10 protein-coding genes are annotated in these 12,580 nt (G+C 72.0%); 7 read left to right on the top strand and 3 right to left on the bottom strand.

Annotated features, from left to right (window positions below; translation table 11 throughout):
• Window positions 1–16 precede the first annotated feature (16 nt).
• The gene (locus tag LG278_RS13305) at window positions 17–628 is read right to left on the bottom strand and encodes a class I SAM-dependent methyltransferase (RefSeq protein ID WP_404387553.1); all 612 of its coding nucleotides are present in this window, start codon (window positions 626–628) and stop codon (window positions 17–19) included.
• Between the two features lie 105 nt (window positions 629–733).
• Here LG278_RS13305 and hflX point away from each other — a divergent pair, with 105 nt between their 5' ends.
• Entirely contained in the window at window positions 734–2,251 is a 1,518-nt protein-coding gene (hflX, locus tag LG278_RS13300) for a GTPase HflX (protein WP_404387552.1), read from the top strand.
• Window positions 2,252–2,393: 142 nt separating this feature from the next.
• Entirely contained in the window at window positions 2,394–3,449 is a 1,056-nt protein-coding gene (locus LG278_RS13295) for a GNAT family N-acetyltransferase (RefSeq protein ID WP_404387551.1), read from the top strand.
• A gap of 25 nt (window positions 3,450–3,474) precedes the next feature.
• On the opposite strand, the gene LG278_RS13290 is transcribed toward LG278_RS13295, so the two are convergent.
• Complete coding sequence (locus tag LG278_RS13290; RefSeq protein WP_404387549.1) at window positions 3,475–5,178, bottom strand: formate--tetrahydrofolate ligase; 1,704 nt, start codon at window positions 5,176–5,178, stop codon at window positions 3,475–3,477.
• A gap of 163 nt (window positions 5,179–5,341) precedes the next feature.
• On the opposite strand from LG278_RS13290, the gene LG278_RS13285 reads away from it, so the two are divergent.
• The 3 genes from LG278_RS13285 to rpsT all read left to right on the top strand — a co-directional run bounded on the left by LG278_RS13285 (window position 5,342) and on the right by rpsT (window position 9,275).
• Window positions 5,342–7,582: an ATP-dependent DNA helicase gene (locus LG278_RS13285; RefSeq protein ID WP_404387547.1), complete on the top strand. Its 2,241-nt coding sequence runs from the start codon at window positions 5,342–5,344 to the stop codon at window positions 7,580–7,582.
• Window positions 7,583–7,823: 241 nt separating this feature from the next.
• Window positions 7,824–8,789, top strand: a complete 966-nt coding sequence (gene holA / locus LG278_RS13280) for a DNA polymerase III subunit delta (RefSeq protein ID WP_404387545.1) — start codon at window positions 7,824–7,826, stop codon at window positions 8,787–8,789.
• A gap of 225 nt (window positions 8,790–9,014) precedes the next feature.
• Complete coding sequence (rpsT, locus tag LG278_RS13275; RefSeq protein WP_404387543.1) at window positions 9,015–9,275, top strand: 30S ribosomal protein S20; 261 nt, start codon at window positions 9,015–9,017, stop codon at window positions 9,273–9,275.
• A 95-nt stretch (window positions 9,276–9,370) separates the two neighbouring features.
• Here the strand turns inward: rpsT and LG278_RS13270 are convergent, their stop codons facing one another.
• Window positions 9,371–9,904 carry a type II toxin-antitoxin system PemK/MazF family toxin gene (locus LG278_RS13270; protein ID WP_404387541.1) on the bottom strand — a complete coding sequence of 178 codons (534 nt, stop codon included), beginning with the start codon at window positions 9,902–9,904 and terminating at the stop codon, window positions 9,371–9,373.
• Between the two features lie 124 nt (window positions 9,905–10,028).
• Here LG278_RS13270 and LG278_RS13265 point away from each other — a divergent pair, with 124 nt between their 5' ends.
• The gene (locus tag LG278_RS13265) at window positions 10,029–11,243 is read left to right on the top strand and encodes an MFS transporter (protein WP_404393649.1); all 1,215 of its coding nucleotides are present in this window, start codon (window positions 10,029–10,031) and stop codon (window positions 11,241–11,243) included.
• Between the two features lie 210 nt (window positions 11,244–11,453).
• Window positions 11,454–12,506 carry an extracellular solute-binding protein gene (locus tag LG278_RS13260; RefSeq protein WP_404387539.1) on the top strand — a complete coding sequence of 351 codons (1,053 nt, stop codon included), beginning with the start codon at window positions 11,454–11,456 and terminating at the stop codon, window positions 12,504–12,506.
• Window positions 12,507–12,580: the final 74 nt, after the last annotated feature.

The following is a 12,580-nucleotide window of genomic DNA, read 5'->3' as shown; positions in this document are numbered from 1 at the left end:
CGACAGCGTCCCGTGATCAGGTGCGCCGAACTTCGAGGATGCGGAAGGCCTTGGCGGACGACAGGCGCGTGCACCGCAGACCCCAGTCCTGGGCGTTGATCCACGCCTGCAGCGAGTCGGACCCGAGGTGCTTCTGCACGACGAGGTGGGCGACCCCGTCGTCGGCGAGCCGGGGGAGCCAGCGCTCGAGCAGGGCGTGCAGGGCCGCCTTGCCGACATGGATGGGCGGGTTGGACCAGATGGTCGCGAAGCGCAGGTCAGCGGGCACGTCGTCGGGCTCGCTGAAGGTGATCGTCTCGAGGCCCAGCTCGGCGGCGTTGGCGCGCGCGAGGTCGAGGGCCCGGCGGTTGACGTCGACACCCCAGACCCGGGCACCGGGGGAGCGCAGCGCAAGGGTGAGCGCGATCGGTCCCCACCCGCAGCCGAGGTCGAGCAGGGCCCCGGTGGGACTGGGGTCGGGCGCGCCCGTCAGGAGCACGGCCGTGCCGGGGTCGAGGCGCTCGGGGGAGTAGACGCCCTTGGCCGTCGTCAGCGTCACGGGTCTGCCGTCGAGGCGCACGATGATCTGACGTCGCTCGGAGGGGGATGCCGGCTCCGCGGTGAAGTAGTGGTCGGGCTGCTCGCTCATCGGCGCCCACGCTATCGGCCACGGACGCCCCGACATCCTTGGCCGGGGGACGCGGGCACAAACGAGTGGCTCGTGGCGTTGGACGAGTGGGACCATAGGGAGAACATGACGACGAACCACAGCAACCGCCCCGCCATCGACATCCGAGACACCATGCGCGAGCGCGACCTGCTCGGCACGCGGGCCGACGCCTTGGGCGACGGCTTCGACGACACCCACGACGAGCTCGACGAGACGCTGCTGCCGCTCTATGACGGCGACCAGCTCGAGCGCGAGGAGCGCGCCGCGCTGCGTCGCGTCCAGGGCCTCTCGACCGAGCTCGAGGACGTCACCGAGGTCGAGTACCGCCAGCTGCGCCTCGAGCGTGTCGTGCTCGCAGGTGTCTGGACCGAGGGCACCGCCGACGACGCCGAGAACTCCATCCGTGAGCTCGCGGCCCTCGCCGAGACCGCCGGGTCGACCGTGCTCGAGGGTGTCGTGCAGCGCCGCCAGAAGCCCGACCCCGCGACCTGGCTCGGCAAGGGCAAGGCGATCGAGCTGCGCGACATCGTCGTCGAGGAGGGCGCCGACACCGTCATCTGCGACGGCGAGCTGGCCCCGAGCCAGCGCCGCGCCCTCGAGGACGTCGTCAAGGTCAAGGTCATCGACCGGACCGCGCTCATCCTCGACATCTTCGCCCAGCACGCCAAGAGCCGCGAGGGTCGCGCCCAGGTCGAGCTGGCGCAGCTGCAGTACCTCCTCCCGCGCCTGCGTGGCTGGGGTGAGTCGATGTCGCGCCAGGCCGGTGGCCGGGTCGCCGGCGGTGAGGGCATCGGCTCGCGCGGGCCCGGTGAGACCAAGATCGAGCTCGACCGCCGCCGCATCAACACCAAGATCGCCAAGCTGCGCCGCGACATCAAGGGCATGAAGACGAGCCGCGACACGCGGCGCCATTCCCGCAAGGCGGGCGGCGTGCCGTCCGTCGCGATCGCCGGCTACACCAACGCCGGCAAGAGCTCGCTGCTCAACCGCCTGACCGGCGCCGGCGTGCTCGTCGAGAACCAGCTCTTCGCAACCCTCGACCCGACGGTGCGCCGCACCGAGACCGAGGACGGGCGGCTCTACACGCTGGCTGACACGGTCGGCTTCGTGCGCAGCCTGCCGCACCAGCTCGTCGAGGCCTTCCGCTCGACGCTCGAGGAGGTCGGCGAGTCCGACCTGCTGCTGCACGTGGTCGACGGGTCGCACCCCGACCCCGAGGGTCAGATCACCGCGGTGCGCAGCGTGCTCGCGGAGGTGGGCGGCGACCAGATCAAGGAGATCATCGTCGTCAACAAGTCCGACATCGCCGACCCGGAGGTGCTCGCCCGGCTGCGCCGGCACGAGAAGCACTGCATCACCGTCTCGGCGCGCACCGGCGCGGGCCTCGACGAGCTCCGTGAGCTCATCGCCCGCGAGCTGCCCAAGCCCGACATCGAGGTCGACGTCCTCGTCCCCTACGATCGTGGCGACCTCATCTCGCGCATCCACGAGGAGGGCGAGATCCTCGAGAGCGAGCACGTCGCCGACGGCACCCGGCTGCGGGCCAAGGTCACGCCCGTCATCGAGGCCGACCTCGCGGCATACGCCGTCGTCGCCAGCTGACGCACTCTCGCGCCGCGACCCGAAGGGCCCTGTCACGGGGCCCTTCGGCATGTCGGGGGAGGCGCGTCGGTGGCGTCGGTGAGGATGGGCGCATGGTCCTGGAGCGCCACTGCCACCGCCGCGTACCGGAGCGACGGGCGAGGTGAGCGCTGAGCCCTGGCTGTCGACGCCGCGGCTCGTGCTGCGCCGCCCGATGCTCGCCGACCTCGACGACTACGTCCGTCTGCACACTGACCCGCGCACCTACGCGCACGCGCTGACGAGCATGCCGACGCCGGCGCGCTGTCGTGAGCGGCTGTCCGACGACGTGGCCGACTGGGAGCGCGACGAGCTGGGGTATGCCGCCGTCGTCGACCGCGCGTCGGGCGAGGTGATCGGGTGGGCGGGCTTGCGGCACAAGGACTCCGACGCCGGGTCTCTCAACCTCTACTACCGGCTGGCCTTCAACCGGCTCGGTGGGGGACTCGGTCTCGAGATCGCTCGGGCCCTCGTCGCCTGGGCCGCCAAGCACCGACCCCACGTCATGGTCACGGCCATGGTCGACGAGGCCAACACGGCCCCGCGTCGCACCGCGGAGCGGGCCGGCCTGCTCGCTTGCGGCCTGCGCGCACCTCGAGACCAGACCGACGCCGAGCCGATGCTCTACTTCGAGGCCCCCCGGGTGGCGACGGTCGCGGCGGCCGCTGCGGATGACACGCTTCGCGACGAGATCATCGACCTCTGGGTCCGCGTCAACGACGCCGGCGGGTCCGTGGGCTTCCTTCCCGGAGCGCCGCGGGCGGCCGTGGCCGCCGCGCTGGAGCGCCACCTCGACGACCTGCGCGGCGGGCGCAGCCTGCTCTGCGCCCTGCGGGAGCCCGCTGGCACGCTGCGCGGCATCGGGCTGTGGGAGCACGACCGCGGCTTCCCCTTCGAGCACGTCGCCGGCCTCAAGCGGCTCATGGTCGACCCGGCCACCCAGGGCCGCAACCTCGGCCGGATCCTGCTCGGCGCCATGGTCGGCGTGGCGCGCCGGGAGCTGGAGCACGTCGAGCTGCTCCGCCTCGACTACCGCGACGGTCTCGGGCTCGGCGAGTTCTATGCCCGCGCCGGCTGGACCGAGGTGGGCCGGCTCCCGCGCGGCCTCAAGCTGAGCGAGACCGACTACCGCGACGACGTCGCCATGGCGCGCCGGGTCGACGGGCTACCGTTGCGCTGACGAGCGGGCGTTGCGCTGACCGCCGTCACGACAGGCCGGTGATGAAACCCTCCTCGGTGAGGTCGATGCGCTCGGCGTTGGGCGACTTCGGCAGGCCGGGCATGGTGCGCATGTCGCCGCAGATCGCGTAGACGTAGCCGGCGCCGACGGCGGCGCGCACCTCGCGCACGGGCAGTCGCCACCCGGTGGGGGCGCCCTTGCGGGAGGGGTCGGACGAGATCGAGAGGTGCGTCTTGGCGATGACGACCGGCAGGTTGCCGAAACCGAGCCGCTCGTACTCCTTGAGCGCCTTGCCGGCGGCCGAGCCGACATCGATGCCGTCCGCGCCGTAGACCTCGCGGGCGATGATGTCGATCTTGTCGACGAGCGGCATCTCGAGGGGGTAGAGGAAGCGGAAGTCGGTGGGCTCCTCGGCCGCCTCGGTCACGACGCGGGCCAGTTCGAGTGCACCGGCGCCGCCCTCGGCCACGTGGCGGGTCACGGCGCACCGCACCCCCATCTCGTCGCACAGCTCACGGATCACGGCGTGCTCGGAGTCGAAGTCGGTCGGGAAGGCGTTGATCGCGACGACTGGCTGGATGCCGAAGCGCTGGATGATCTCGATGTGCTTGCGCAGGTTGGGCAGCCCGGCCTCCACCTCCTCCGGGCTCTCGTCGAGCAGACCGTCGGGCAGGGGCTTGCCGGGCTTGATCGTCCAGTGACCGGAGTGCGCCTTGAGCGCCCGCACGGTGGCGACGAGCACGGCCGCGTCGGGGGCGAGCCCGCTGACGCGGCACTTGACGTTGAAGAAGCGCTCGGCGCCCATGTCGGCGCCGAAGCCGGCCTCCGTGATGACGTAGTCACTGCCGCGCACCCCCACGAGGTCGGCGATCACCGACGAGGTGCCGGTGGCGATGTTGCCGAACGGCCCGCAGTGGATGATGGCCGGTCCACCCTCGAGGGTCTGGAGCAGGTTGGGCTTGAGGGCGTCCTGCAGGATCACGGCCATCGCGCCGGCGGCCTGCAGGTCGTCGGCCGTCACGCTCTTGCCCTCGACGGTGTAGGCCACGACGATCCGGCCGAGGCGCAGCCGGAGGTCCTCGAGCGAGGTGGCGAGGGTGAGCAGCACCATGACCTCGCTGGCTGCGGTGATGTCGAAGCCGGTCTGGCGCACGAGCCCGTCCTCCCGCGCGCCGATGCCGACGATGACGGTGCGCAGGGCCCGGTCGTTGACGTCCATCACCCGTCGCCAGGTGATGTTGCGCACGTCGATGCCCAGCTTGTTGCCGTGGTGCAGGTGGTTGTCGATCATCGCGGAGAGCAGGTTGTGCGCGGCCGTCACCGCGTGGAAGTCGCCGGTCAGGTGCAGGTTGAGCCGCTCCATCGGCACGACCTGGCTGTAGCCGCCGCCCGCAGCGCCGCCCTTGATGCCGAAGGTCGGGCCCATCGACGGCTGCCGGAGCGCGACGACGGCGCGCTGGCCGAGACGGCCGAGCGCCTGCGCGAGACCCACCGACGTCGTCGTCTTGCCCTCGCCGAGGGGTGTCGGGGTGATGGCCGTGACGACGACGTACTTCGCTCGCTTGCCGGCCTGCGGCTCGTCGAGGACGGAGAGGTCGATCTTCGCGACGTCGCGTCCCCAGGGCTCGAGGTGGTCCTCGGTCAGGCCGAGGTCGGCGGCGACCTCGACGAGCGGACGCAGGGTCGCCGCGTGCGCGATCTCGAGGTCGGTGGGCAGGGGTGCAGTCATGACTCGATACAACTCCCGGATCTGCGGCGGCACAACAGAATCGCCGCAATGAGGGGTGTGATCTCGGGCGCCCGCCGGACGATGCGATCGGAACGCCGCCTTCCGGTCCACAGGGTCGGGGGTCCACGGGGGCGACGGCGCCGCACGTCGATACCCTGATCCAATGGCCAAGCGACCCGCGCTCGACGAACTCCTCCACGCCGCGGTGTCAGGCGTCGGTGGGGCCGAGCGGCCCGGTCAGGTCCAGATGGCGCACGCCGTCGCGCGCTCCATCGACCAGCACGAGCACCTGCTCGTCCAGGCCGGCACGGGCACCGGCAAGTCGCTCGCTTACCTCGTGCCCGCGGTCGCGCACGCCTTCGAGGCCGGCAAGCCCGCGGTCGTCGCGACGGCGACCCTCGCCCTGCAGGCCCAGATCGTCGACCGCGACATGCCCCGCGTCGCCGATGCCCTCGCCCCGGTCCTCGGCCGCCGGCCGACCTATGCCCTCGTCAAGGGTCGCCGCAACTACGTGTGCCTCAACAAGCTCGAGGGCGGCTTCCCCGACGACGAGGAGGGCCTCTTCGGGGTCGGCCAGGTCGATGCGGCGGCGGGACGGCTCGGCCAGGAGGTCGTGCGGCTGCGCGAGTGGGCCTCGAGCACCGACTCCGGCGACCGCGACGAGCTCGTCCCCGGTGTCACCGAGCGGGCGTGGCGCCAGGTGTCGGTGTCGGCGCACGAGTGCATGGGCAGCAAGTGCCCGCTCGTCACGGAGTGCTTCGTCGAGCGGGCTCGTGAGGCCGCCAAGGACGTCGACGTCATCGTCACCAACCACTCCTTCATGGCGATCGATGCCTTCGAGGGCCGTCAGATGCTCCCCGAGCACGACGTGCTCGTCGTCGACGAGGCGCACGAGCTCGTCGACCGGGTCACGGCGACCATCACCGACGAGCTGACGGGGTCCATGGTCATGACCGCCGCCAAGAAGGCCGGTCGCATGTCGGACAACGGTGCCGCCCTCGAGGAGGCGGGCGAGCTGCTCGCTGCTGCCCTCGAGCCGCTCGAGGAGGGGCGGATGCTCGGGGTGCCCGACTCGGTCGGTCTCGCGCTGGCGCGGGTGCGCGACACGGCCCGCACCGTGCAGAGCGACCTCAAGCCGCCGCCCGGGCAGGAGGCCGACGGCGCCCGACAGGTTGCGCGCGCCGCCGTCGACGAGGTGCACGAGAACGCCGAGCGCATCCTCGAGGAGCGCGAGCTCGACGTCGTCTGGCTGAGCCGTGACCCCCGCCGCGGCCCCGTGCTGCGGGTGGCCCCGATGAGCGTCGCGATGCTCGTGCGCGACAAGGTCTTCGAGGCCCGCACGGTCGTCATGACCTCTGCCACCCTCGAGCTCGGCGGCACCTTCGACGCCGTCGCCGGCACCATCGGCCTGCGCGGAGACGGTGCTCCCGCCTGGCAGGGCCTCGACGTGGGCAGCCCCTTCGACTACCCGAAGCAGGCGATCGCCTATGTCGCCGCGCACCTGCCGCCGCCGGGCCGCGACGGGGCCGGTGACGACACCCTCGACGAGATCGAGGCACTCGTGCGGGCCGCGGGCGGTCGCACCCTGGGCCTCTTCTCCTCGATGCGCGCGGCGCAGACCGCGGCCGAGATCATGCGAGCGCGCTTCGGTGACGACATCCCGGTGCTCTGCCAGGGCGAGGACCAGATCACCACGCTCGTGCGCCAGTTCGCGCGCGAGCCGCGCACCTGCCTCTTCGGCACCCTGACGCTCTGGCAGGGGGTCGACGTGCCGGGGTCGTCGTGCCAGCTCGTCATCATCGACCGCATCCCGTTCCCGCGGCCCGACGACCCGCTCTCGTCGGCGCGCTCGCAGGCCATCGCCCGCATGGGCGGCAACGGCTTCATGGCCGTCTCGGCCACCCACGCCGCGCTCCGCCTCGCCCAGGGGGCGGGCCGGCTCGTGCGGCGGTCCGACGACCGCGGGGTCGTCGCCTTCCTCGACTCGCGCATGATGACGGCGCGGTATGCCGGCTTCCTCCAGCGCTCGCTGCCACCCTTCTATCCCACGACCGACAGGAGCATGGTGCTGGCTGCGCTGTCACGGCTCGATGCGACCGCGCCGCCGCCCGTCGCCGTCGAGGAGCCGGTGCTGCGGTCGCTCACGGGAGCCCGTGCCGACGCCGACGGCACGGAGCACCCGCGGCCCGTCGCCGGGCCGCCTCCGGTCGCGGACTCGACCCGCAGCGCCGTCACGGCCGGTCACGCGTGGACCGACGACCAGGACGACGAGCTGCGCGACGCGGCCGAGTCGGGCATGCAGCTCGACGAGCTCGTCGACCACTTCGAGCTGAGCGAGGACATCATCGCGGCCCGGCTCGAGCAGCTTGACCTCACCCTCGCCTCCGGCGCCCTCTTCGACTGAAACCCCTCCACCCGGCATACGCCCGGGGGTGAGCGGTCGACCCCACCAGCCCGAGCCCGCCACGCCAGCCCCGCCACCCACGCAACACACCGAGCAATCGTCGGGTCCGCGTGGCACACCCGCCGAGGTTGACGACTACTCGGTGTGTTGCCGGGGCGGTCTACTGCGAGCTACGGCGGGCGCTGGTGTCGGGCGGCGGGCGACGATCGGCGGTGTCGGGGGAGCGTGGGAAGGTGGGGCCATGACCGACCCGGCCGCTCCGTCGCTCGTCCTCGTCACCGGACCCGAGGAGTTCCTCGTCGAGCGGGCCGTCACCGGGGTCGTCGCGAGCGCGCGTGTCTCCGAGCCCGACCTCGAGGTCATCCGTCTCGAGTCCGCCACCTATGAGGCGGGCGCCCTGCAGATGCACGCCAGCCCGTCGCTCTTCGGCGGGGTCAAGGCGCTCGTCGTCACGGGTCTGCACGAGGCGCCCGAGGAGCTGCAGGCCGACGTGCTGACGCTGCTCGCCGCGCCCGACCCCGACGTGCTGCTCGTCGTCGCCCACGGCGGCGGCATGCGCGGCAAGAAGGTGCTCGACGCGATGAAGAAGGCGGGCGCCCGGGTCATCGACTGCCCGGCCGTCAAGACCGACCGTGACAAGACCGACTTCGTCATGAAGGAGTTCGCCGCGGCCCGACGCAAGATCACGAGCGAGGGGGTGCGGGCCCTCGTCGAGGCTGTGGGCAAGGACCTGCGCGAGCTCGCCTCGGCCTGCTCGCAGCTCATCTCCGACACCGAGGGCACCGTCGACGACGCGGTCGTCGACACCTACCACGGGGGCAAGGTCGAGGCGACCGGCTTCCGGGTCGCCGATGCGACGGTCGCGGGCCAGCCCGGCGAGGCGTTGCGGCTGCTGCGCCACGCGATCGCCTCGGGCGTCGACCCCGTGCCGATCGTGGCGGTCATCGCCTCTCAGCTGCGCCAGCTCATCAAGGTGGGCTCAGCCGGTCGGGGCAGCTCGGCGCAGCTCGCCAAGAGCCTCGGCATGGCGCCGTGGCAGGTCGACAAGGCGCGCCGGGCCGTCGGGCACTGGAGCGCCGACGGGCTCGCGGTCGCCGTGCAGGCGATCGCCGCGGCCGACCACGAGGTCAAGGGCGGCGGGCGCGACCCCGTCTATGCCGTCGAGCGCGCCATCCTCACGATCGCCCGGGCGCGCGCTGCCGGCTGAGCCCGCCACCCGGCATACCTCGGCCTGGCGGGGGCGGCGCCACCGGAGCCGGTTTGGAGGGGAGCGGGGCCACTGGTAACTTTGACCCTTGCGTGCGCGCTCTTGGTCGTGCGCGCATGCAGGCTCTACCCAGAGCGGCTCACGCAGGGTGCCCCACGCCCGGTCCCGAGCTGCTTTGCCGCCCTCTAACGGCAACCATCCGACCGAACGAAAGAAACTCTCAACGTGGCAAACATCAAGTCGCAGCTCAAGCGCATCAAGACGAACGAGAAGCGCACCGAGCGCAACAAGGCCGTCAAGAGCGAGCTCCGCACGTGGATCCGCAAGTTCCGTGAGGCTGCTGCCTCCGGTGACAAGGACGCCGCTTCCGACGCCCTCAAGGTCGCCTCGACGAAGCTCGACAAGGCTGTCTCGAAGGGCGTCATCCACGCCAACCAGGCCGCCAACAAGAAGTCGGCCATGGCGAAGCAGGCCGCGTCGCTCTGACGCGTCCGACCCCAGCCTGAGCGGGCCCGTCACCTCGTGGTGACGGGCCCGATCTGCGTCTCGGGTCGATCCCGGCGGGTGCGCGGCCGACCAGCTCAGCGCTGGATGGCGCGCGCCGCTGCGACCACCCGGTCGTAGCGGTCGCGGGGGAGCACGGCGCCCTCGCGCCGCACCCCGGACGGGTCGACCCGCACGAGACGGTTGACGCGCACCTCGCTCGGCCGGCCCCGCCGGTCCCAGTCCCCGGTGCCGATGTCGACCCACTCGCGCCCGGAGCTGCGCTCCTGGTGGGCGTCGCGGTCATGGTCCTTGCTCGTCAGCGGCAGCGCGACGAGCCAGTCCGCCTCGCGCCCGATGACGAGCACGGGCCGGTCCTTGCCCTGGCTGTGGTCCTCCTCGTAGGGCACCCACGTCCACACGATCTCGCCCGGGTCGGGGTTGCCGTCCGGGGCAGGCGCATACGTCGTGTCGGGCAGCACCGTGGCATCACCGGGGTATGCCGTCCGGTCGCCTCCCTGCGCCGGGCTGGTCCGCGTGGTCGATGCGGTCGTGGCGCGGGTGGACGGGGTGCGGGGGCCGCGCAGGACGGAGCGCAGGCCCCGCACGAGGCGGTCGAAGGCAGTGGACATGGGAATCACCGTAGCGGCGGTGCCGTTACCGTTTGGGTCTGAGCCCGGGTCGACGGCGATCCGCCCTGCCCTCGTGCAGCGCTCGCACACCGCCGCCCCGAGCCCCGAGACCCGGAGAACCACCGTGAGCCCCGCCAACCGCCGAACTGCCTTCGCCATCCTCGCCCTCGCGCTGGGCGGCTTCGCCATCGGCACGACCGAGTTCGTCACGATGGGCCTGCTCCCGCAGATCGCCGACGGCACCAATGTCGACATCGCGACGGCCGGCCACTACGTCTCGGCGTATGCGCTCGGTGTCGTCATCGGGGCGCCGCTCATCGCCGTGATGGCGGCGAAGGTGCCCCGCAAGGGCCTGCTCATGACGCTCATGGGCTTCTTCGCGCTCGCGCACCTCGCGATCGTCATGGCCGACACCTACCCGACCGTCATGGCGGCCCGCTTCCTCGCCGGCATCCCGCACGGGGCCTTCTTCGGCATCGGGTCGGTCGTCGCCGCCTCGCTCGTCTCGCACCAGCGCCGCACGGCGGCCGTCGCGACTCTGCTCGGCGGGCTCGGGGTCGCCAACGTCATCGGCGTGCCGCTCGCGACGCTGCTCGGGCAGCGCTACTCCTGGCACCTGCCCTACCTCCTCGTCGGCGCCGTCGGGCTCGTCACGGTCGCCGCGATCGGGGTATTCCTGCCCCACCAGAGCCCGAGCGGCGACGAGTCGATGCGGTCGGAGATGCGAGCCCTGCGCCGCCTGCAGGTGTGGCTGGCGCTGCTCATCGGCGTCGTCGGCTTCGGCGGCATGTTCGCGATGTACTCCTACATCACCCCGACGATGACCGAGCTCGCCGGGCTCGACGAGAGCTACATCCCGTGGGTGCTCGCGGCCTACGGCATCGGCATGGTCACCGGCATGGTGGTCAGCGGCCGGGTCGCCAACCGGGTCGGCGTGCTCAAGGGGATCATCATCGCGCTGTCGCTGGTCGGGGTGCTGCTCGCCGTCTTCGGCTGGGCCGCGCAGGTGCTGTGGCTCGCCGTCGTCATGGTCTTCGTGCTCGGCGTGCTGCCCTCGATCGTCGTGCCCCTGCTGCAGACGCGACTCATGGACGTCGCGCACGAGGGGCAGTCGCTGGCTGCCGCGCTCAACCACTCGACCCTCAACATGGCCAACGCGCTCGGCGCGTGGCTCGGCTCGCTCGTGCTCGCGGCCGGGTGGGGCTACGGCGCGCCGAGCCTCGTCGGAGCGGGACTCGCCGTGCTGGGCGTGGCGGTCGCCGTGCTCTCGGCGGTGCTCGAGCGGCGTGGTCGGCGCGCGCGCTCGCAGCCCCGGCCCGTCGAGTCCGTCAGCGTCTGAGCCGGGCCCGGCGTGGACGGGATTTGGCAGGGGAGCACCGCGCAAATAAGGTGAGGCTTGCCTAACCGGTGGGACGGTGCGGCCACCTGGTCCGGAGCAGCTCACAGCGCCACGGGACGAGGCGGTCGCCCAGCCTGCCTCGACCCCCGACTGACGACCCTCGACCCCGGGAGCCTGCTCGTGAACGCCCGTCGCCGCACCCCCTTGCTCGTGTCCACCCTTGCGGCCAGTGCCGTCCTCGCCCTCGCGGCCTGCGGCGGCGCCTCCGACACCGCAGCTCCGGGGGCCTCCGGCTCGACGGGCGCCTCCGGCGCGTCGACCGCCGCCACCGACGGCGAGCTCATCGTCTACAGCGGCCGCAACGAGAAGCTCGTCTCGCCTCTGCTCGACCAGCTCTCGGCCGCCACCGGCGTCAAGGTCAGCGTGCGCTACGCCGGCTCGAGCGAGCTCGCCGCCCAGTTGCTCGAGGAGGGCGAGGCCACCCAGGCCGACCTCTTCTTCAGCCAGGACGCGGGTGCCCTCGGTGCGCTCGGCAAGGCCGGACGCCTCGAGGCACTCGACCAGTCGCTGACGGCCAAGGTCGTCGACGGCTACGCCGACGCGGGCAACCTCTGGGTCGGCACGTCGGCTCGAGCACGCGTCGTCGCCTACCACCCGGAGCAGGCCCCCGAGGCGGCCCAGATGACGAGCATCGACGCGATCCTCGACCCGAAGTACAAGGGCAAGGTCGGCTTCGCCCCCTCCAACGCGTCGTTCCACGCCTTCGTCACGGCGCTGCGCGTCACGGAGGGTGAGGAGGGCGCCAAGGCGTGGCTCGAGCGCTTCCGGGCCAATGAGCCCAAGGCATACGACAACAACGTCGCGGTGCTCGACGGGGTCGACAAGGGCGAGGTCTCGCTCGGCCTCATCAACCACTACTACTGGTTCGAGAAGGCTGCCGAGAAGGGCGAGTCCGCCGTGACGGCCAAGATCCGCTTCCTCGACTCGGATGACCCGGGCGCGCTCATCAACGTCGCCGGTGTCGGCGTGCTGAAGGGCACCGACCAGCAGGAGGCCGCGGCCAAGGCGGTGGCGTTCCTGCTCGGCCCCGAGGCGCAGAAGTACTTCACCGAGACGACGTTCGAGTACCCCGTCGTCGACGGCACCCCGACCCCTGCCGGTCTGCCCGCGCTCAAGGACCTCAAGAGCTCGAGCGTCGACCTCAACAAGCTCGACTCGCTCGACCAGACGCTGGCGCTCCTCGGCGAGGTGGGTCTCACCTGACAGCCCGCGACAGAGCCCGAGACCGAGCCGGCCGCAGAGCCCGCGGCAGAGCCCGGGAGACCGGGCGTGCCCCG

The organism is Humibacillus xanthopallidus (assembly GCF_044793955.1).
GTDB lineage: Bacteria > Actinomycetota > Actinomycetes > Actinomycetales > Dermatophilaceae > Humibacillus > Humibacillus xanthopallidus_C.
The sequence above is the reverse complement of the archived record's forward strand: the minus strand, read 5'-3'. Positions and strand labels throughout refer to the sequence as shown.

Coding starts and splice junctions, on each gene's coding strand:
- LG278_RS13305 (WP_404387553.1), bottom strand. CDS start 628: ATGAGCGAGCAGCCCGACCACTACTTCACCGCGGAGCCGGCATCCCCC.
- hflX (WP_404387552.1), top strand. CDS start 734: ATGACGACGAACCACAGCAACCGCCCCGCCATCGACATCCGAGACACC.
- LG278_RS13290 (WP_404387549.1), bottom strand. CDS start 5,178: ATGACTGCACCCCTGCCCACCGACCTCGAGATCGCGCACGCGGCGACC.
- LG278_RS13285 (WP_404387547.1), top strand. CDS start 5,342: ATGGCCAAGCGACCCGCGCTCGACGAACTCCTCCACGCCGCGGTGTCA.
- holA (WP_404387545.1), top strand. CDS start 7,824: ATGACCGACCCGGCCGCTCCGTCGCTCGTCCTCGTCACCGGACCCGAG.
- LG278_RS13270 (WP_404387541.1), bottom strand. CDS start 9,904: ATGTCCACTGCCTTCGACCGCCTCGTGCGGGGCCTGCGCTCCGTCCTG.